Here is a 19,658-nt window from a genome sequence, read left to right on the forward strand (position 1 = left end):
GGCACTGCAGGGGCTTCACCCGCGAAATACCAGGATCCGAAATCCGGCGCCACCTGGTCGGGCCGGGGACGGGCGCCTGACTGGATCAAAGGTGCGAAGAACCGGGACCGGTTTCTTATCCCGTCCTGACGGGCCGACGCGGGCTTGCGCGAACGGGCGACTTCGAGCGCCGCAGTGCGCCCCATCCCAGCTATTCGTTCCTTCACGCGCCCAATCGTGGTTAGCGGAAATGCAGTCGTTCCTACGACAGGTGCGTCCGCTACCGGGACGGCAGGTTGTGGGCGACTACGGTCTCCGCAAATGGTCTGCCGGGAAATCCGTGAAGAGCCTGATCTATGCAGGGGAGCCATGGGCAGGCCGAGCCGAAGAACCTTCGCGATGGCTAAGTCTGTCAGGGAGGGTTGTGGAGCTGACGGACTTACCTCAGATTCCAGCTCGGACTTCGTCGACAGTGTTTGCAGATCCGCTCCGCTGGAAAGCGGTTGCGTCGCGATCGGGCAGACATCTGCGCAAAGTGGGGGCGAGATCCGATAGGACGTTATCTGCTCGTTCAGGGAACCTGATGATGTGCTGGCCTGACCGTCGAGAGACGACTACCCGCAAATGGATCGTCGCGCCAGTCTACGCCAGCACGCTTGGTTGCCGGGAGTTCCCCAGCTCTGGGCACTGCGAAGTGCTCGACCGATTGTCCAGCGCTGGTCGCACTTACCACCCATTGAGGGGCCACGCCTAGGCCATCCCAGCTATTCCCAGAGGCGTCGCGATACCTCACGGCATCTCGTCGACGCTGATCGTTGGCGATTGATGCTGCAATGGCTTCTGGTGTGATATCGAATTCAGCCATCCTGCGCTGCAGGTAGGCGACGATGCTATCTCGCTTTCTTTCATCCATCCCGGTTGTCTCCACTCGCTCCGTGGCCTTCAATTTGAACCTGTGCAAGTCGTGTTCCACCAGGATATCACAGAGCACGCGAGAGTTCTCGCTGTCAGGACTAGCCAGACGATTCTTGGGAGCAGGTATGTACTTGTGCTTCCCGCTTGCAAGGTTCAGGTCATCTGTGTGCCCTTCGCAACTCCCGGAACTCGTTATTACAGGGTGCAGATGTCCGGTACTCAAAGTCAGGCGACTAAGTGAGCCGTCGATCGTTGCCTCGGCGCGCGTAAAGGCAGTACGAACGTCCAGTGGCCAATGAAGCGATATATCGTTTGGGTGGCGATTCAATCTGGTTCGATAGTTGAGCATCGATACGATGCTCCTAACCATGTACCAAAGAAAAGCCGCCGATCCTGTTGGGACTCGGCGGCCTGGAAGCACAGGGCGCATCGGTAGCACTCTGTGCATCAATATCTGCGGCTACGCGTGGACAGATTCAAAAGTAGCAGACAGGCTTAAGTCTGTTCATGTTCTGAAACCTGTAGCAATGGCGGGCACCAGTGGCGCCCCGTATCCGCGTGGCGAAGGACGCCTTATGCAGTTGCCGTCGTCAGATCAGCTGCCTGCGTGGCTGTCTCGGGAGCGGCAGATGCGATTGCCGTATCCTGCACGGGAACGTTCGCAGTAGCGGCTTTTTTCGCCGACGCCTTGCGGGCGGGAGCAGCTTTCTTCACCGTGGCTACTTTCTTCGCGGTGGTCACTTTCTTGACCGGAGCTGCGTCTTTTGCTGCGCTCACGGCCTTAACCGATGCAGTCTTTTTGGCGGAGGTTGCCTTTTTGGCAGGAGCGACAGTTTTCGCAACGCTGGCTTTTTTAGCAGTAGCTGCCTTCTTCGCCGCAGTTGCCTTTTTGGCAGGTGCCGATTTCTTGGTGGCTGCACCCTTCTTCGCGGTCGCAGGCTTCGTTGCGGAAGAGGTCTCTACAGCTTTGCTATCAGCGTCTGCGATCAGGAAGCGCGTGCGGTCTTTCGCGTTTGCGATCCAGGCCGGGGCACGACCGCGGCCGCTCCACGTTGCGCCAGACTTCGGGTCGCGATAGAGCGCCGGCTGGGGGCCTCGCTTGTAGTTTCCAGCTCGTTTCGCATCTGCGTTAACGGGGGCAGAGGCTGGGGAAGCGTCGTCAATGAGGAACTTGCTTCGGTCCTTTGCGCTGGCAATCCACTGCGGCGCACGACCGTGGCCCGACCACGTTGCACCACTCTTCGGATCACGGTATTTCGCAACCGACGCAGTGCTGACTGCATTCGCGACCTTGCCACCACGACGCTTGCCGACGTGCGCATCAATGTCGGCAACGCTGATGCCATGCTTCGTCATCAGATCGCGGATCTTGTTCAGGATCACCGTCGATTTATTGACGACGATTGCTTCTGCCTGAGCCTGGAGCTTTGCAATTTTTGCCTGAATCGAATCGAGCGTTGCCATTGTTTTTGTTTCCCTGAAGTTGGTTTGACGAACTATGCCATATCGCGCATTTGAATTGTTGAAAGTGAGTTGTTCGTGCAGCGAAAAAGAGCCACAGATGGATTTCAAACTGTTTCCAGTCGCGCTGGAATTGTCGTGAAACGCCTGGCAAAGCTATCTATCCATGGCGGCTGGTTTTGAAGATCTGACCTTCCACTTATTGCCTGACGACTGCGGGTCGATTGGAAAATCACGCTAACGCCTCGACCAGATTGTTTGCCTGGGTCTCAGTCTTCACGCATTACTGGTCCTGTCTTTCGTTCAATGCGTGCCGAACAACGTGCAGGCTGAACCAGGCGTCGTATCTCGATCGCCCCGGTGCTGCGATGCGTGCGTTCCATTAGCGGACGTGCGGATAGCAGGTGACGTGGGTCGATTTATGAGTGAGCAACGAGAGCGTTCCGGCTATTACGCGCTGTCGCGTGCGCGCTGAGGTGGTCGCGGCGACATCGGAGGCGTGACTACGTGGCCCTGGATTGTGCGTTCAGTCGTTGAGTCACCACCGTGCGCAGCCAGTGGAACCGAAGGCAGTCACCATCAAAATATGCATCTAACGGTCATCTATCTAACGTCCATGAAGACGCCTGACGGCGGCATATGCACACAGGGGAGGAGATCTTGATTATCTACCCCCTTTATTGTGGGAACCGTCACTCAATGTGACCTGTCCGAAAAATGTGTACAAGTTCCGGACAGGGCATTGCGCCGCCCAGGATTATCGCAACGCCGGTTTTCTGCTGGTTGGTCTCTGCAGCTTCGGCCTGTGTAGGGGTTGGTTTTGCACATCCGGCGTCATCCGAGGTGGTCGACAAAATGTCGCAAAGGCATGTCGCCAGAAGAGCATTGCATCGTGCCTGTCGCGGTTTGTATGATCTGGACTGGGTGGCTGGCGGAACGACGTCTGATAGCGCTCGACACTGCGCTCTGGTCGACAAGACATGTGTGGTCGGCCGCCAGAATGTCGCGGCGAGACGGATTCGCCTCGCCGTAATGGGAATGCTCTTCAAGAGCCAGACAGTGCGGAATACAGCGTATGGATGACGAAGCCGGAGAAAAAATCGGTTCGGTGGCGGGGAAGCTCGTACAAACAATCATGGAACTAGGTCTCACGTGGAACGAGGCGGTGGCGGCATTTGGCCTGGCCGCCAGGGCCACAGCCCAGACTGCCGCGAGCGCGCAGAAGTCTCCGGGTGAAGACTATGTCTCGATTGCCCGCCAGCAATTGATTGAGGCGTTCGAGGTCGATGTCCGGGTCATTGTCACGACGTCTCCGTCTGATGATGTTGGTGAGGAGGCGGACGACAATCCCTTGCTTGCGACTGCGCTGCGACGACACGGTAGCAAGCTGCACTGATCGCGAGAAACCCGACATGAAGAGATTCGAGTACCGGATATTCAGGGCGCGCGACGGCGCATTACGCGCGATTCTTGATTCGCCATTGGGGAATGGGCAGGAAATCTCTCCGGAAGAGCTGCGGAAGCTGGCGAACGGATTGCTTGAAATCGCGGACGCCACGGAGCGAACGAAGCTGGGTCGCCAGGAGCTGTGGAAGTCCGGGGTAATCGAGCTTGAATAAGGCTTGAAGGGCTCTACGCTGTGTCAGCGGTCAAGGTAGAGATCCTGGCAGGAATATCAAGTAGACGAGCGGGATCCGTTGTAGCTGGGGTCTGCAATCAGTCGGTCAGGCGCTGGCGGGAGATCGCTTCAAGCGCTCGGCTGTCGGCGCGGAGCATGTCGCAGGGCATCACGCCGCTGCTGATGCGATCGTTGGAGTGAGGTGGGCCTTCAAATGGCGCGAGGGCAGACGAGGCGCGGCGAAGCGGAGCGCGCCTTGACGCAGGCGCACCAGGCGGTGCCAGTAAATCATGTTTACGGCCCGATGTCTGCTGAAGAGAAAGTGCTGTCACGCGCCGAACCTGCGGTTCAATGCCGTGGACTATCCGAGTCATGTAAGCTCGTCGACGCGGTGACGCTTTACGGCATCCGGAGCGGAGCGGATTTGCTGAAGGCGCGACGCGCCCTCTGCATCAAGCCGGGCGAACAGGAGAGGGCAGGATGACACGGTCTGGAAAAATCCTATACGTTTACAAGTGTGCCGAATGCGGCCACCGAGGCGACCAGTGTCTTGAGGGAGATTCGCACGACGGCGAGGCTTCGATCTGTGCCTTCTGCGGAGCACCAGTCAAGCTTGAATGGGACGGTGGCGTAACGTTCGATACACCCAGGTCAATCGCGGACGAAGTGATTGCCCGCGCCCGGACAAAAAAGTAAATCTGACCGCAGCACAAACTCCCTTGTGGACGATTAAAGGTCTCGCGGACGAGGCCGACAACTACCTTGTCAAGCGGTTGTGGGGACGCGGAGGTCTTGAAGGAAGCGCGCAAAGCGCCTTCAATCTTCGCCGGAAACAGGGCCATCGAAAAGACATAACCAGGCTAGAGGGGAGAAGTTGGGAATGAAGGTCTATGCAAATGCGCTCACTTTGCTGGACTGGCTGGCGCAACGCGAAAGTGCGTCGGTCAGCGAGATAACGGCTGCGGGTTTGATGGGTTCACGCACGGCGTCTGATGTCATTCAGTATGCGATACGCAATGGTGCAATCTCACGTTTAAACGGCACGACCGTTGCGCGAGGCTCGGCGCGTTATCGATCGACTGGCGTACCATTGCCAGAGCCACGGTCTTCAACAGCTACGGCTACCTTTGACGGCCTGTTGAGTGCCTGGGGCATTGCTCAAGATCCTCCCCAGCTTGCCGTGTTGCAAGCGCGGGTCTACCAGATGTCGGATAGCAGGCAGGAGGTCTGACGTCAGTGGCGAGGCATTCGCTTTGGGCCACGTCTTAACGCGTCAGGTCACACATTGACATTGCCAGCGCCTTCGCAGGCGAGCGGCGACTACCGCTGGTGCTCCGGGACGACGCAACGTGTCCAGCGGCACGCTTGATGGTTTCTTGCCAGGGAGGAGCGAGTCGTCCCCCCGCGGGCTTTCCAGACGTTTGTGGAGGCAGCCCAAAAACGGCCGGCCGCGACTTATCGTGATTGTCGACGCGCCAAAGTGGTCGTGCAGTGCATTTCTTTCCCGCGAGGCGCGGCGAAACCGGACCAAACCGGATCAGGCAGCGTTGCTACGGCGGGTGCTCTCACACGTACGGTGGTTTTGACAATATGTCCCACTCAATCGGCATAAAATGAGACATTTTCTGCGATCCAATGAAATCTACTGATTTTGCATACGCTTTGACTCGGCTCGATTGGATCCAGATGCCCCTCGGTGAATATGCTGCTTACGATCTTCGATGGTCAGTCAGTGGGTAAGTGGCCAATCGTCGATGCTCTTGCTCGCATAGAGCCCTAGGGCAAACATTCCGTGGAGCTGACTTTGGTCGTTCCCGTGACCACACGGCAGCGCTAGTTGTCATGTGCGGCGCGAGTAGCACACGCCGCACGCCAATATTCCCCTCTCGGGTGCGCCATTTCATTGATCACGGGCGAGTCGTCAGGCGCCTTTTGACCACGTTGTTGCCTTTGGGGTTTGCGCCGTCGCTATGGCTGCTTCCAACGCGCACCGGTCGTTTTGCTGGGAAGTGCTCGAGGCAGCCACGGATAACGTTCGATACTTTAGTGCGGTGCCATTAGTGCCTCGACGTTGCTTCGTGGGTCGTTCGGGTACCACTCGATCGTGGCGAGTTCGATCTCCATCGACAATAAACGAACTCTATTCCAGCATGTCAAGCCCTCCGCCTGTGGCGCCACCTTAGCTTAGCTCCTCAGTTTCAGAATGACTTGGCAAGGCCGGCATCATCAATATTCAACTTATAGCTCCTACTTCCTTCATTGCCGAGGCAAAGACTTTCGTTGCAGAGTTGATTCGATCTTCATTCAACCCTGAATACCCCAGCACAAAGCCGTTGTACATCTTCCCACTACCAACACGATAAGTACTCAAGGGCTGGAGCAACAAGCCGTGCTCTGCCGCGACACTCGCCACCTCAACGTCTCGTTGTCCCGACAAAATCTCAGCGGATAGATGCATACCGCCGGGACTGTCGCGCACGGCAAGGCAAGCGCCAAGATCGCGAGCTAGTGCGGCTTTAAGCGATTCGCGGCGCCTGGAATATAGCGATCGCATGCGTCGCAAATGGCGCGCAAAGAGACCACTGTCAATGAAGTCGGCCATCGCTAGTTGTTCGGCGGTGTGGCCGCGATGAACCAGTTGCCGCAGCGTACGCGTAAATCTGTCGACCAACATCGTTGGCACGACCATGAATCCCAGTCGCAAGGCCGGGAACATTGTTTTGCTGAATGTGCCGAGATATATGACCGGTGCGCCCGGGAAAAGCCCCTGAATCGCAGGGAGCGGCTGGCCTCCGTGTCGAAACTCGCTATCGTAGTCATCTTCGATAATCCAGGCGCCGCATGCCAGCGCTCGTTCAGCGATTTCGTTTCGACGTCGCGTACTCATCACGCAGCCCAGCGGGTACTGATGTGAGGGCGTAACGTAGATGAGCTTTGGCGTAGCGTGACGCCAATGCTCATCACTGGGAGCAAGACCTTCTTGATCGACCTCAATTGGCACGACGTTTAGTCCTGTCGATCGAAACGCCGTTCTCGCGCCGTTGTAGGAGGGGTTTTCCAGCCAACCACGATCGCCGGGGTTTGCCAGCATGCGGGCGCACAGCTCGAGGCTGCTCTGCGTACCATCGGTGATGAATACTTGCTCGAGATCGCATCGAACTCCCCGCGAAATACGTATGTAAGCTGTAACTGCTTTGCGCAGTTCCAGTGAGCCTTCTGCCGGTCCGTATGCGAGATGCGCAGGTTTGATTCGCCTCCATGCGCGCTCGACGCACCGCCGCCATTGAAGAAGCGGAAATTCTTCGAGTGACGGCAAGCCTGGCACGAATGGCAGCATGCGTTCAGGCTCTGGATGTTCACTTTCCAGGCCGGCCACACGCTCAGCCAGTCGGACCGCTGGGATGATTTGTTGATTGTCGCTTCGTCCGCCGGCGCTCCCGTCCCAAAGGGTGGTGGTGCCGGTACGTGTCGCCTCGACAAAGCCTTCCGCAGAAAGTCTCTCGTAGGCATAGACGGCGGAATTTCTTGCGATACCAAGTTCGTCAGCAAGCGCGCGGGTCGACGTGAGCCGTGTACCTAAAGGAATTTGTCCCCCCAATAGCAAGTCACGCAAAGATTTATAAAGCGCCTCCTGTTGACTTTGCTTGCTCAACTGTCTCTGCACTTCAAACTCTGAAAGTAATAACGCGAGATCCATAACGTGGTTCTAAATTTGATTGATGGTCTGGTTCTTTTTAGGTGCCAGTCGGCGCGCTATTATTCCGGCTCGACTTTATGTGATCGTCAACAGAAAGCTGCGAAGAGAAATCAAATTTATTAGATGTCAAATGGGATGCTCTTTCTTGAGGCGGCAGGTAGCGAAATGCAGCGTGGATTGTCTATGGACATGGCACTGGCACGTCCGAGAATGTTATTTTTATTGTGATAATAGTTAAGACTCTGTAATGTTTTTCATTGATTTTGCTTCGTTTCGCTAGACGCCTCCAACCTATTGCTTAATCGAAGCTACGGCAATCTACATTCTATATGATCTCTTTGTTGCCCTGCAGTTTCGGCGAGGGAGCGCTTGCTAAAGCAATCTTTCTGGCAGTGATCGGGCAAGCGAGATTAGACAATACAGCCCAGGGTGAATTGACAACCTCGAAAATACGGTGCGCAGGTTTTTTTGAAAATCCTGTGTAAGGGCGCAGCTATGTATTTGAAAATATCATTTCGCAGTTTCGTGGTTTCATAAAATTGATTGTCACATTTTTAAGAATATCTTCAGCCAGGCGCACAAGCATCGATTGAGCCGGGCGGATTTCTTGGAGTGAGTTTGTCCAATTCTACGTAGACGAATTGGTCAGCGTTTAACGCACGGCATCGCCGAAAGATACCTCTATTTAAATTGAGAGGCATAACGCAGCATGAATGAACGAACCATCCTAACGATCTCGGAACGCACGACCATCCGGCGCTTGCCCGAGCTAGCCAGCCACGATCGCGCCACGCTCTACTGCATCGTAGATGAAGCCTATGTCTGCCATATCGCGTTCGGCACCAACCATGACACGCATTGCATCCCGACGGCGCACTGGAGAGATGGTGACTACCTTTACATCCACGGATCCAATGGCAGTCGCCTGATCAAGGCATTGTCCGCAGGTGTACAGGCCTCCGTGGCCATTACGCTGCTAGACGGGTTGGTGTTGGCCAGGTCGGCATTCAGCCACTCTATGAATTATCGTTCTACGGTGATTTACGGGCAGTTCGAAACAGTGGTGAGCAGCGCGGAAAAGCTCGCGGCCCTCGATGTATTCATGGACAAGATTGCTGCGGGGCGCAGGCATGAAGCGCGCCCCGGCAACTCCAGGGAAATCAACGCGACTAGCGTGCTGCGGGTTTCGCTTGCGGAAGCGGCGGTAAAAGTCAGTGACTCTCATCCATCCGATAAGGAAGAAGATCTCGAACTTGCTGTTTGGGCGGGAATTTTGCCGTTGAAGACAGCCAGAGGTACACCCATTCATTCCGACGGCAGCGAGAACGTGCCGACGCCGGACTATGTCAAAAATTGGGCCGATTGAGTCTTGCGGCGTACGGTGTGCGGCGGAGAGCTTGCATGCAACGGCGTGCGAAGCTCTCTTGCAATGCGGCTTCCACGAACTCCGCCAAGGACTCATTCAATTGAAGCATGCCTTCTGCGGCAGACTCCCGGTGGTGGTCGATGCGTACCAAGGCGGCCATTTGTATCTTTTCCGTAACCGTACTCAACGTGGGTTGGCGAGTGAGCGCCGGAGAGCTGCGCAACCGGCTATCTCCGCCGCTGCCATATGATCGGGCCGATGCGTTGCAACTCCTGTATTAGCCGTCGCCGTAGACACCCCAAGGTCTGCCGTGCCTGCGAGACCGTCGCGCCTTCCTTCTGAATGTGCCAGTAGCCCTCCGCCGCGATTGCTTCGATTTCAGATATTGCGTATCGCCCGCACTGGACCTCGAGTGCCAAGGTCTTAACGAGGCCCTCAGGTCGCTCAGTCCACAATTTCCTAAGCTCAGCATCCGTCGGTGTGAAGAACGGCGGAAGTCCGTATCGCGCGCGCTCTGCTCGCAGCCGGCGTTCACGTCGCCAAGGCAGGTCGGGCACTGGCGGGTCAATGAATGGTCCGGAGCCGCGATTGCGGTCACGGCGCGTGTGTTCGAGCCTGTATACGCACATCTCATATGCGTACCAATCGCCTCGTGCTTCCGTGTCTGTCAGCCAGATCGGGGTTGGCACAAAGCAAAGCTTGGACTCATCCCAAACCGCCCACTTGTATTCCCACTCTGGCTCCATTTTCCAGCCCGCATGAGAAAAAACTGTATGGATATACAGTATCCGGAAATTGAGGGCTGGTTGCAAGATAGCAGTCAGCGATGAGGGCGAGGATACCGAACTTCGTGTCGCTTGATCTGTGGAAATTCCGCCAGCGCGTTCCTGTCGCCCATGGCGCGAGCACACATTCATCCTGGGTGGTCTGTGACGACCATACGACTTGCGCGTGTCTGCAAGCGGCAAAGCTGTTGTAACAGGGGAAGCCAGTTCGCATTAGCGGGTCAAACGTAATCGAGCCCCAATATAGAACCGACGTGTTGTCCTTCTCCGGCGTGCTGGTTTGTAGTGGGGTGTCGCCGTTATTGTGTCTACAGAGATGTGGGAGTTACCGGGCCAAGTGATCTAACGTGGCCAAGTGATTTCACATGGCCATCTGAAATAACGCGGCCAGGTGAATCATGAGTGAGTCCCACTTCTCGACCGGCGCCGCCGATCGTCTCGCGCGACATTCCGTGTACTCGCTGTTCGAAGGCAACGGCTGGAGCGTCGAAGAGGACGGCAAGGGCGCTGATTTCGTTCTTACTAGCCCCGCGGTCAGACATATCACGCTGTATTGAAGGCGCTCATGGAAGAGTGCGCCAATCTGATGATGCCGCTTTTCTCGCAGGCTTTGCTCGAATCGCGCGTCCACGCCAAAGCGCAGTCGGACAAGTCTCGCCTGTCTGTCGTAACGCGCAACTTCATACCAGCGTCCAAGATGCTTTCATCCGAAGTCACCTGACTTTCTGATGCTGCTGCCGTGAGCTGCACCGGCGTGGCGAACATTCGGCTACCCCCAGTCTTTCGGCCACGTCCAGATTCCTAGATTGAGGAGCGACAATTTTCCGATTATTTTCCGTTTCAGGACGCGTTTGCGATAATATTTCGAGACTTCTGAACGTTTTTCGAGTCGCATGGCTGATCTAGAACCTGTTGGCTACCAGCACCTTATCGAGCGCCTGAATCTGGAAACGCGGGTTCGGCCACTCGAGCACCCCGCCTGGCTCAACCGTTCCGTGAACCAGAAGGTGCGCGGCCACAATGGATTCTGGTATCCGCGCAAGACCGCGGTCGAGCAAACGCTTATCGGTCACGTCGAATTCGCACTTCGCAATGAGGGGGTGAATCTTGAGGTGCTTGAGGCGGTGTTCGAGCATCTGCCTGAGACTGAGTTTCTACGCCGGTGGTCCGAGTCACCGAACAGCGCGTTCGTACGAAGGGCGTGCTTCTTCTGGGAGTGGCTGACCGGCGGTAGTCTGTCCGTTGAAGGTGGTCCTTCGGGCGCTTATGTCGATGCGCTGCCGGAGGCGGATTACTTCACGGCGGATGCCGCGCACGCAGTCCGGCACCCCAAGTTCCGGGTTCGGGACAACCTGCCTGGGAGCCGCGATTTCTGCCCGCTCGTGCGACGCGATGCGCTGGCGGATGGACCGTCGCTGGACGAGCTGCTGGATGAGGCGAGCCTGACGCTGGAGCGGGTCACCGATGCAACCCTCTATGAGCGCGCGGTCCGCTACCTGTTTCTTTCCGAGACCCGCAGCAGTTACAGCATTGAACGCGAAACGCCCAGCGGCAACAAGGGCGAGCGCTTTGTCCAGCTTCTCGCCCGGGCCGGCGAGGAAGAGCGAATTACCGAGGACTGGCTCATCGACCTGCAGAACGTGATCGTCAGGGATGCCTACGCCCAGGAAGCGTCGTACCGGACGAAACAGAACTGGCTCGAGGATGGAACGGGACGCGTCACGTTTTTCCCGCCACCGCCCGATGACCTCCCGCGCGCCATGCAAGGATGGGGGGCCTTCATCAACGAGCAGCCCGACGCTGGCGGATACCGGTGCGCGAACGCGCTTGTGCGGTGTGCCTGTGCAGCCTTTGGATTTGTCTATCTGCATCCCTTTCTGGATGGTAATGGGCGTATCCACCGCTTTCTGATCCACCATGTGATCAACGGTGCCAGGCGATTGAAGGGCGGGGCCATCGTGCCTGTTTCAGCCGTCTTCAAGCGCCATGAAGACGCGTACCTTGATGCGCTGAACGGTTTCTCCCGCCCGACCACGAGGCTGTGGCGATACTCGCCCGGCGAGGACGCGCCGCACATCATTTCGTCACCGGGCGGGCGGCCGTACCGGTTCTTCGACGCGACAGCAGAAGTCCGATTCCTGCACCGCATGCTCATCGAGGCCGTGCGGACGGAGTTGCCACGCGAGTTGCACTGGCTGAGCGGATTTGACTCCGCGTTTGAGCAACTGAACGGCGAACTCAATCTTCCCCGCCCGGATCTGTCGGCACTCATCCGCATGGTGCACTCGAATAACGGAAAGCTGTCGTCGAACAAACGCAAGTCGTACCCGCATCTACCCGATGAAGTCATTGCGCGTATCGAAGAGGTGGTCCGTGAGGCATTCAATCCGACATCGGAGTCCACGGGGAGTGACGGCGAGTTTTCCTAGCCCGGGGGACGGCTTACCAGGCCATGCCTCTGACCGCGATGGTTTTTCGAGAATGAGGCGCCGATCGCGAGGCGGATTGAAAAGATTTCGAGCAAAGCGACAGAATTTCGCGAGGCGGCAGCGATTTCGAGGTGAACGAACTGCCCCTGTCTCAAGCCTGCCTGCGTTCGAGTACGCGTAGCGCAGTCTCGCCGAAGGCTGCGGCTATCTGAGAGTCGCGAGTCGCGCGGTAAGTCAGAACGAACCTGCTGACGTTTGCGTATTTGCACCTAACCGCTATGCGCAGTAGGCATCCAGGGCATCCATTGGCACATGCAGTTTGGTATCTGCAGCGAGCGCCTCCAGCAGATGTTTCACCGTAACCTGCACACGTGGCGCCACGAGTGCCCGATGGGGGTACTGCATCACCATCTCGTAGGTTCCAGGCTGATGGGACTGATGGAGAACGATCTTCAACGCGCCGGATCGCAGACGATCCCACGCAAGATGCACCCCGACCTCAGCAATCCCCACGCTATCGCATGCCGCTTGAACAAGCGATTCTGGTGCAGATAGTGTCATCATGGCTCCGCTCGCAGGGTCCAGTGTCGTGATGCTTCCGTCCTCCGCCTTGAAGCTCCAGGGGGCAACCTGACCGCTCAGGAATCGTCGTGCGATGAGCCGATGCGCGTGCAAAGCTTCAGGCGTTTGCGGCGCGCCGTGGCTCACCAGGTACTCGGGAGATGCGACCAGCACCGTATTCAGGCGACAAACTGAACGCGTCACAAGGGCAGAGTCAGGTATGTTGCCGCCCCTGACTGCAATGTCATAGCCGTCCCGGACAATATCGACGACGCGATCGTCAAAATCGACTTCGACCGACAGGCTGGGATAGCACGCCAGCAGTGCGGGTAGCGCCGGCAGCACATGGTTGTTGCCGAAGGCTGAACTTGTCGAAATGCGGACCCGCCCGGCAGGCATCGCGCGCTGTGCGGCAACCGTATCAACCGCAGCATCAAGTGCCTCAAGGGCGACGCGCGCTTGCCGAAGAAATGCCTCGCCTTCTTCGGTGAGCTTTAGCGTGCGGGTCGTGCGATTCATCAACCGCACACCCAATGCTTTTTCTAGCCCTGCCACATTCTTGCTCACGGCCGCTGACGTGACACCCAGAAGTCGCCCGGCCGCCGCGAAGCTTCCTGCATCCACGGCTTGAACCAGCGAAATGATCGCGCGAACGCGCTGTGAAGAATCCACGCCATCCTCTCGTAATTGAGTCATGCGACTCGTTGCTGTACGAGTGGATTCTAAACTTTTAGTTGATGGTGTTTCAACCCAGTCATAACTTCTCGTAACGATTGAGGGTGGCGACAATGCTGGAATATGTCCCACCTCGAAAATGTGCGAGAGCTAAATGCTGATTTCCGTCCTCTATGACAGTGGCTACGGCCACACCGCAAAGCAGGCTCAAGCTGTCGCAGACGGCGTGCGGCGAGTGCCTGGCGCCGAAGCGCAGTTGATCGCCGTTGCGGACGGCGAAGCGCCCTGGGCGCAACTGGCTGCGAGCGACGCCATTGTCTTCGGTTCGCCGACGTACAACGGCACCATCAGCGCACGGCTCAAAAAGATGATGGAGGATTCGACGCGGTCGGCGTGGATTCCCCAGTCATGGCGCAACAAGGTTGCCGCTGGCTTTACGAACTCCGGAGCCATGCACGGCGACAAGCTGAATTCCCTGGTCACAATGGCCTTGTTTGCCGCACAGCACGGCATGATCTGGGTCGGTCTGGACATCTTCCCGGGCAAGTCGCCGCAGGAGAAAAATCGTGTCGGCGGTTGGCTCGGCGCAATGGCGCAATCGAATGACGAGTCGCCGGAACACTCTCCCATTAAGAGTGACCTGGAGACGGCTGCTTATCTGGGCCAGCGCGTCGCCGAAGTGACCGCGCAATTTACGGCAGGGGCCGGACGATGAGATTGCTTTGTCTCGACATCCCTCTGCCGGGTGCCAGCCCGGAAAAGTATCAGCCTCATCTCCTGGAAGAGGTGCGCCACGGCTGGCAACTCTATAAATCTGGCTTCGTGCGCGATATTTATTTCCGGCAGGACCGCGCTGGCGTCGCCATCATTGCCGAAAGCGATTCGGTCGATGCCGTAAGGCAAGCACTGGCCGAGTTTCCACTTGCCAAGGTGGGCCTCATCGATTGGGAGATTATTCCGCTCGGCCCGTTCGTCGGATGGGAGTCGCTTTTCGCGTCTGGCGATGCTTGAGCGGTTCAGCAGGGTAGATCCCAACGTCAGCCCGTGTTTCGGGTGGGGCGATTGAATACGATAAACCGTTAATAGTCGGCTCTGCGCCGCATGTCCGTCGCTGTGTCGTCACTGCAGATGAATGGGGGGATGATGGAATATGTCAACCTCGGCCGAACAGGTCTAAAAGTGTCACGCCTTTGTCTTGGCTGCATGAGCTATGGGGAGCCAGACCGCTTGCCGCAGCCCTGGTCGCTGGATGAAGAGGCGTCTCGCCCGTTCTTTCGGCAGGCCCTCGAAGCGGGCATCAATTTCTTCGACACTGCCAACATCTATTCGGGTGGGAGTTCCGAAGAAATCACGGGGCGCGCGCTCAACGACATGGCGCGGCGCGAAGAGATCGTCGTTGCCACCAAAGCCTTCTTTCCCTGGCGCAACTCGCCTAATACCGGATTCCTCTCCCGCAAGGCCCTACTGCAGTCGATCGACGACAGTCTCAGTCGGCTCGGGATGGATTATGTCGACCTCTATCAGATCCACCGCTTCGATCACGGCACCCCGATCGAGGAGACGATGGAGGCGCTGCACGACATCGTGAAGGCGGGCAAGGCGCGCTACATCGGAGCATCATCTATGGAGGCATGGCGCTTCGCCAAGATGCAGCACATCGCCGAGCGCAACGGGTGGACACGTTTCATCTCCATGCAGCCGCAGTACAACCTTCTTTATCGGGAAGAGGAACGCGAGATGCTGCCGCTATGCGCCGATCAAGGCGTCGGCGTCATTCCATGGAGTCCGATGGCCCGTGGCAGGCTCACGCGCGGTTTGAGCGAAACCACCCGCCGCACGCAGAATGATGCATTTGCGCAGAAAATGTATCAGAACGCGGAAGTCCAAGACCAGAGGGTGGTCGAGGTCGTGGCGCGTATCGCCGAGGTTCGCCAGGTGCCGCGGGCGCACGTTGCGCTGGCGTGGCTGCTGTCGAAGCCGGGTATCACGGCACCGATCGTCGGGGCAACGAAGCCCGAGCATCTAGCCACCGCCATCGGCGCACTCGACTTCTCGCTGACGCAGGACGAAATCTCCGCGCTCGAAGCGCCCTACGTCCCGCATCCGGTGGATGGGATTGTGCCGCCGCTTCCGGAACAGCCGCCGACGATCACCCCGCCGCGTGCCTGAACACTTTGAACGATGGGCTGTGTTGATGTGCGCGTTGACGTTGTTGGTCGCACACCGAAGTAGCTATGCAAAGGAATCCGATATGTTAGTTCGTATCTCGGAGATCGAGATATTTCCGCAGCACCTTCAGGAATATCGAAACATTCTCAATGAGGAGGCTGAGGCATCTGTGCGTCTCGAACCTGGCGTCCTGTGCATCTTCCCTAGCGTTCAAAGCGACAACCCGGCGCAGATAACGATTCTGGAAATCTATGCTAGCCGCGATGCGTACGATTCGCACATCAAGTCACCTCATTTCGAGAAATACAAGACCTCAACGTTGGCGATGGTGAAGTCACTGCGACTCGTGGACATGCAAGCCATGGACACCATGGCGATGCCGCTCATCTTCAGGAAAATGAGCGGTCAGCCGTAACCAAAGCTGGGCAGGTTGCAGGAGTGGGGCATCGCTTCCCGCACAAGTCGCCTGCACCGCAGACATGACGGCTGGGGACGATAGCGTTTCCAGGAAATGATCGACCGATACTGGCCGACCTCGCGCAGCCTCCAGCAAAGTAACGCCACCCGGCCGCGTTGCAACGCAGCGGTTCCACGCTTGCCCAAAGGGATACTGGCTTTCGCAGGTCGAGACGGCCGCCACGCGGAGTTCGGCTTCAATATCGCCGTGCCAGGATTTTTCGGTGACTCGATCAGGGCAAGTTGACATGGCAACTGAATTCGTAGGGCTTTTCCGGGTAACAACGGTTGTCAGCCGACAGCCGAGCGGCGTCTGGTATGGTCGGTACGCAGTTGTCCGCTGCGATGATCTGAACGGTGTGCCGATTTTTTTGGGGCAACGCCCCGGACTTTAGCCGGCTTTGTCGCCGTAAGGATCGAGTGGCGCGGGCGATCGATATGCGAAGTACGGCTTATTTTGCGAGGTTGTAGAATTGATCAGCGACGGACAGATGGGCTCCTTGAGCGGACTTCATCTGTCCTTTCATGATCATGTGCATCGATGCCGGCCAGAAGGATCCGGGCACAGCGAAATGTCTTGAATCCCAGCATGGGCCGCGTTCGTCGCTTGATCGCCCGATGGTCCTGCTCGATCAGATTATTGAGATATTTCGACTGACGGATCTTGATGGGCGCTTCAAAACCAGCATTGATCGATTCGAGCGCGGCGAGATTGGCGCCGCTTTTGTCGATGGTCACCGTCTCGGGCGTCCCGTGCTGGGCGATCGATTTCTCAAAGTAACGCCGGGCTGCAGCCTTGTCCCGATGGGCGCGCAGCAGAAAGTCGATAGTGTTGCCATCCTTGTCGACGGCCCGGTAAAGATATCGCCATTCGCCCTTGACGCGAATGTACGTCTCGTCCATGCGCCAGCTCTTGCCAACCGGCCGCTTGCGCAGGCGAAACGCTTTCTCCGGAACCGGCAACAGCTTGATGGCCCAGCGATGCACAGTCGAATGATCGACCGCAACACCGCGCTCAGCCATCATGTCTTCGAGGTTCCGCAGGCTCAGCGGATAGGCCACGTACCAGCGCACACAGGTCAGGATCACGTCCAGCGGATAGTGCAGGCGTTGGAGCACACGGGCCACCGTCGGATTCAACGTCTTCATCGAGCTTTCAGTTTCGTGTCTTTCCGCACATCATAGCGGAACGCCTTACCGCAACAGAACCGTTGTAAGTCGGTGGCCAGCGACTGAACTCCAGTAAGGTGGTGAACGCGCAGATCTGCTTAGGTGACTGAGGGATAACAAAGGCCCATGTGCCTGGTTGCTTCGACTTTTTCCGTCAAGTAGATACTCTGGTTGCTGTTCTAAACCCGCTAGCTCACAACCTTTGAGAAGTCCTTGGTCTTTGCCTGCGTGCCGGAGTCTGGAAAATGTTTGTGCAAAGGCATAAGCAAGATCGGGCATCGGGCGCTGCGCAGCACCCTTTCTGCAACACTACCCAATACAAGGCGTCTGACGCCGCGCCGCCCATGTGTGCCCATCACTATGAGATCTGCATTGAACTCTGCGGCAACGCGGACGATGCAATGTGCGATATCCTCTGCTCCCAAATGCACCTCAACCGAACGGGCTATGCCTTGCACGCCAGCCGCTAGCATTTTTGCCTGTGCGTCTGCGCATAGGAGTCTCCCTTCCTCGATGTAGGCGTCGCGCACGATCGATGGATCGAAGCCTGGTACATCGTAGGCCATCACAGGCAGGTCGATTACATAGAGTGGCATCAGCACCGCCTCTGAATCCAGCGCGAGCCGCATCGCCATGTCGAGCGCGTGCGAAGCCGTTTTGCTGCCGTCGATTGCAACCAGAATGCGAGAGTACATAAACGGCTCCATGGCGGAGGAAGCGGCGCGTAGCGCCATGTGAAGGGTGCTAGTGGGACATCAGTACCGGCAGTGTCGCTGTCAACAGGACGGAGCGCGTCGCGCCACCCAGTACGAGCTCCTGCAAACGGGCGTGACCATATGCGCCCATGACGAGAAGATCGAATCCACCGTCAATTGCGAAATTGAGCAGGGCGTCTCCCGTGGTCTCTGCAGCATGGCGGTCAAAGCGCGCAATGTCGACTGAGGTAGCGCCCTGGCGCGCGAGCATTGCTGCCAGGTCGCTCAACGAGGCCTGTGATGGCGCAGGAGCAAATGTCGTCGAAGACGCTGCGATCGTGACGTGTGCGGAACTGACGATGAAGGGGATTGCGTCGTGCACCGATCTCGCAGCCTCGCGGCTGCCATTCCATCCGATAAGCACGCGCGTGCCCACAGTTTCGAAATGCCCGGTTTTCGGTACGAGGAGTACAGGGCCTCCGGCACCCAGAACGACTGTCTCGTCAAAGTGATCGGCGACAAACGTTTCTGGATCATCGAGATCCGCCTGTCCAATTATCGTCAGATCCGCGCTGCGGCAATGACGCATGAGCGACGCAACGGGATCGGTATCAGTATCTGCGTCTACCAGTGAGCCCGCGACTTGAGCCCGCGCCAACTCAGCCCTGAACAGTCGCTCGATGGCGGCACGCTGCTCTGCACGCAGCTTACGATGCGCGTCGTAATAGTCTGCAGTCCCGGCCATGACGTAGAACTCCCTCGGATGTGGCTCGAAGGCGGCAAAGACGCCGTTCAGATGCGAACCGAAAGAGCGCGCCAACTTGAGCGCGAGTGAAACGCGTGTGTTGGCACGTGTACTCGAATCCAGATGAACCATCAAGGTTTTGTAGCTCATTACGGATCTCCGCGGGGAAGGAGGACATCGCGGCCCGGCACAGGACAGACAGCGAGTTGATCTGAGTTTAAAAAGTGGCCTCTGTTTGCGGTTGACCTGGATCAAGCGACGACGCGTTATCCATCCGTCGCTGCTGTAACCGACGAGAAAGACAATTGAGGTAGATCAATCGCAAAACGCGATCTGTTTTTACAGTGAAAGAAGTGCGTGAGAAAGCACGCAGCTCGCAACGTGGTCCGAACTCCTGCTCATGGCGCGGCCCGTTTGTGCTCAAAGGAGAGGTGAAAGATGAACAATCTGACCCGTTACGATCCGTTCGGGATCGAGCCAGTTTCTGATCTGTTTCAAGGGCTTTTCCGCCCGTTGCGTGGCACGCCAGCGGCAGAGGGTAGCGATCTGTCGTCTATCCGGCTCGACGTGACAGAAAGTCCACAGGCATATCTGGTGAAAGCGGAATTGCCTGGCGTGGACAAGAAGGACATTGATGTAAAGGTCGACGGCAACACGGTCTCGATTCATGCGAAGGTAGAGCGCAAGACCGAGCAGAAGGAGGGGGAACGGTGGATCCGGAGGGAGCGTTATAGCGGATCATTCGCGCGCACGTTTTCTCTTGCGAGCGAGATCGACGACTCCGCAGCAAGCGCCCAGTATCAGGACGGCGTATTGTCCCTGAACCTGCCAAAGAAGGCACCCGTCACACAAAAGAGCGTGCAGATCGATTGACGCATGGTGATCGCTAGGGGAGCAGCGGGCACGGATTGGTTGAACGAAACCACGACAACAGGCG

General features: G+C 57.4%; 18 protein-coding genes and 1 pseudogene. 12 read left to right on the top strand and 7 right to left on the bottom strand.

Annotation, left to right across the window (positions count from 1 at the left end; all coding sequences use genetic code 11):
• A partial coding sequence (locus U5782_RS29080; protein ID WP_322047438.1) for an H-NS family nucleoid-associated regulatory protein occupies positions 1–129 on the top strand: 129 nt, incomplete at its 5' end.
• Between the two features lie 421 nt (positions 130–550).
• Here U5782_RS29080 and U5782_RS29085 read toward each other — a convergent pair.
• Entirely contained in the window at positions 551–1,342 is a 792-nt protein-coding gene (locus tag U5782_RS29085) for an H-NS family nucleoid-associated regulatory protein (RefSeq protein WP_322047323.1), read from the bottom strand.
• Positions 1,343–1,467: 125 nt separating this feature from the next.
• Positions 1,468–2,466 carry an H-NS family nucleoid-associated regulatory protein gene (locus tag U5782_RS29090; protein WP_322047324.1) on the bottom strand — a complete coding sequence of 333 codons (999 nt, stop codon included), beginning with the start codon at positions 2,464–2,466 and terminating at the stop codon, positions 1,468–1,470.
• A 964-nt stretch (positions 2,467–3,430) separates the two neighbouring features.
• Here U5782_RS29090 and U5782_RS29095 point away from each other — a divergent pair.
• The 3 genes from U5782_RS29095 to U5782_RS29105 all read left to right on the top strand — a co-directional run bounded on the left by U5782_RS29095 (position 3,431) and on the right by U5782_RS29105 (position 5,204).
• On the top strand, positions 3,431–3,751 hold the full coding sequence (locus tag U5782_RS29095) for a hypothetical protein (protein WP_322047325.1): 321 nt from the start codon (positions 3,431–3,433) through the stop codon (positions 3,749–3,751).
• Between the two features lie 16 nt (positions 3,752–3,767).
• A complete protein-coding gene (locus U5782_RS29100; protein WP_322047326.1) occupies positions 3,768–3,974 on the top strand; it encodes a hypothetical protein in 207 nt (68 codons plus the stop codon).
• 879 nt (positions 3,975–4,853) lie between these two features.
• On the top strand, positions 4,854–5,204 hold the full coding sequence (locus U5782_RS29105; RefSeq protein ID WP_322047327.1) for a hypothetical protein: 351 nt from the start codon (positions 4,854–4,856) through the stop codon (positions 5,202–5,204).
• 1,002 nt (positions 5,205–6,206) lie between these two features.
• Here U5782_RS29105 and U5782_RS29110 read toward each other — a convergent pair.
• The gene (locus U5782_RS29110) at positions 6,207–7,670 is read right to left on the bottom strand and encodes a PLP-dependent aminotransferase family protein (RefSeq protein WP_322047328.1); all 1,464 of its coding nucleotides are present in this window, start codon (positions 7,668–7,670) and stop codon (positions 6,207–6,209) included.
• A 709-nt stretch (positions 7,671–8,379) separates the two neighbouring features.
• On the opposite strand from U5782_RS29110, the gene U5782_RS29115 reads away from it, so the two are divergent.
• The 3 genes from U5782_RS29115 to U5782_RS29125 all read left to right on the top strand — a co-directional run bounded on the left by U5782_RS29115 (position 8,380) and on the right by U5782_RS29125 (position 12,250).
• Positions 8,380–9,036, top strand: coding sequence for a pyridoxamine 5'-phosphate oxidase family protein (locus tag U5782_RS29115; RefSeq protein ID WP_322047329.1), 657 nt, complete (start codon positions 8,380–8,382; stop codon positions 9,034–9,036).
• A 1,183-nt stretch (positions 9,037–10,219) separates the two neighbouring features.
• A complete protein-coding gene (locus U5782_RS29120; RefSeq protein ID WP_322047330.1) occupies positions 10,220–10,378 on the top strand; it encodes a hypothetical protein in 159 nt (52 codons plus the stop codon).
• Positions 10,379–10,714: 336 nt separating this feature from the next.
• Positions 10,715–12,250, top strand: coding sequence for a Fic family protein (locus U5782_RS29125; protein ID WP_322047331.1), 1,536 nt, complete (start codon positions 10,715–10,717; stop codon positions 12,248–12,250).
• Between the two features lie 276 nt (positions 12,251–12,526).
• Here the strand turns inward: U5782_RS29125 and U5782_RS29130 are convergent, their stop codons facing one another.
• On the bottom strand, positions 12,527–13,483 hold the full coding sequence (locus tag U5782_RS29130; protein WP_322047439.1) for a LysR family transcriptional regulator: 957 nt from the start codon (positions 13,481–13,483) through the stop codon (positions 12,527–12,529).
• 157 nt (positions 13,484–13,640) lie between these two features.
• Here U5782_RS29130 and U5782_RS29135 point away from each other — a divergent pair, with 157 nt between their 5' ends.
• The 4 genes from U5782_RS29135 to U5782_RS29150 all read left to right on the top strand — a co-directional run bounded on the left by U5782_RS29135 (position 13,641) and on the right by U5782_RS29150 (position 16,070).
• Positions 13,641–14,201 (top strand): flavodoxin family protein, encoded by a 561-nt coding sequence (locus U5782_RS29135; protein WP_322047332.1) that lies wholly within the window; start codon positions 13,641–13,643, stop codon positions 14,199–14,201.
• Positions 14,198–14,497 (top strand): superoxide dismutase, encoded by a 300-nt coding sequence (locus U5782_RS29140; protein ID WP_322047333.1) that lies wholly within the window; start codon positions 14,198–14,200, stop codon positions 14,495–14,497. Before U5782_RS29135 ends, U5782_RS29140 begins: the two co-directional genes overlap by 4 nt.
• Before the next feature lie 132 nt (positions 14,498–14,629).
• Positions 14,630–15,655 (top strand): aldo/keto reductase, encoded by a 1,026-nt coding sequence (locus U5782_RS29145; protein WP_322047440.1) that lies wholly within the window; start codon positions 14,630–14,632, stop codon positions 15,653–15,655.
• An 82-nt stretch (positions 15,656–15,737) separates the two neighbouring features.
• Positions 15,738–16,070, top strand: coding sequence for a putative quinol monooxygenase (locus tag U5782_RS29150; RefSeq protein WP_322047334.1), 333 nt, complete (start codon positions 15,738–15,740; stop codon positions 16,068–16,070).
• A gap of 493 nt (positions 16,071–16,563) precedes the next feature.
• On the opposite strand, the pseudogene U5782_RS29155 reads toward U5782_RS29150, so the two are convergent.
• The 3 genes and pseudogenes from U5782_RS29155 to U5782_RS29165 all read right to left on the bottom strand — a co-directional run bounded on the left by U5782_RS29155 (position 16,564) and on the right by U5782_RS29165 (position 18,871).
• A pseudogene (locus U5782_RS29155) lies at positions 16,564–17,260 on the bottom strand (IS6 family transposase).
• Between the two features lie 209 nt (positions 17,261–17,469).
• Positions 17,470–17,976 (bottom strand): universal stress protein, encoded by a 507-nt coding sequence (locus U5782_RS29160; protein ID WP_322047335.1) that lies wholly within the window; start codon positions 17,974–17,976, stop codon positions 17,470–17,472.
• Positions 17,977–18,025: 49 nt separating this feature from the next.
• On the bottom strand, positions 18,026–18,871 hold the full coding sequence (locus tag U5782_RS29165; RefSeq protein WP_322047336.1) for a universal stress protein: 846 nt from the start codon (positions 18,869–18,871) through the stop codon (positions 18,026–18,028).
• A 288-nt stretch (positions 18,872–19,159) separates the two neighbouring features.
• On the opposite strand from U5782_RS29165, the gene U5782_RS29170 reads away from it, so the two are divergent.
• Positions 19,160–19,594 carry an Hsp20/alpha crystallin family protein gene (locus U5782_RS29170; RefSeq protein ID WP_322047337.1) on the top strand — a complete coding sequence of 145 codons (435 nt, stop codon included), beginning with the start codon at positions 19,160–19,162 and terminating at the stop codon, positions 19,592–19,594.
• The last annotated feature ends 64 nt before the right edge of the window (positions 19,595–19,658 follow it).

The organism is Paraburkholderia sp. J67 (assembly GCF_905220265.1).
Lineage (GTDB): Bacteria > Pseudomonadota > Gammaproteobacteria > Burkholderiales > Burkholderiaceae > Paraburkholderia.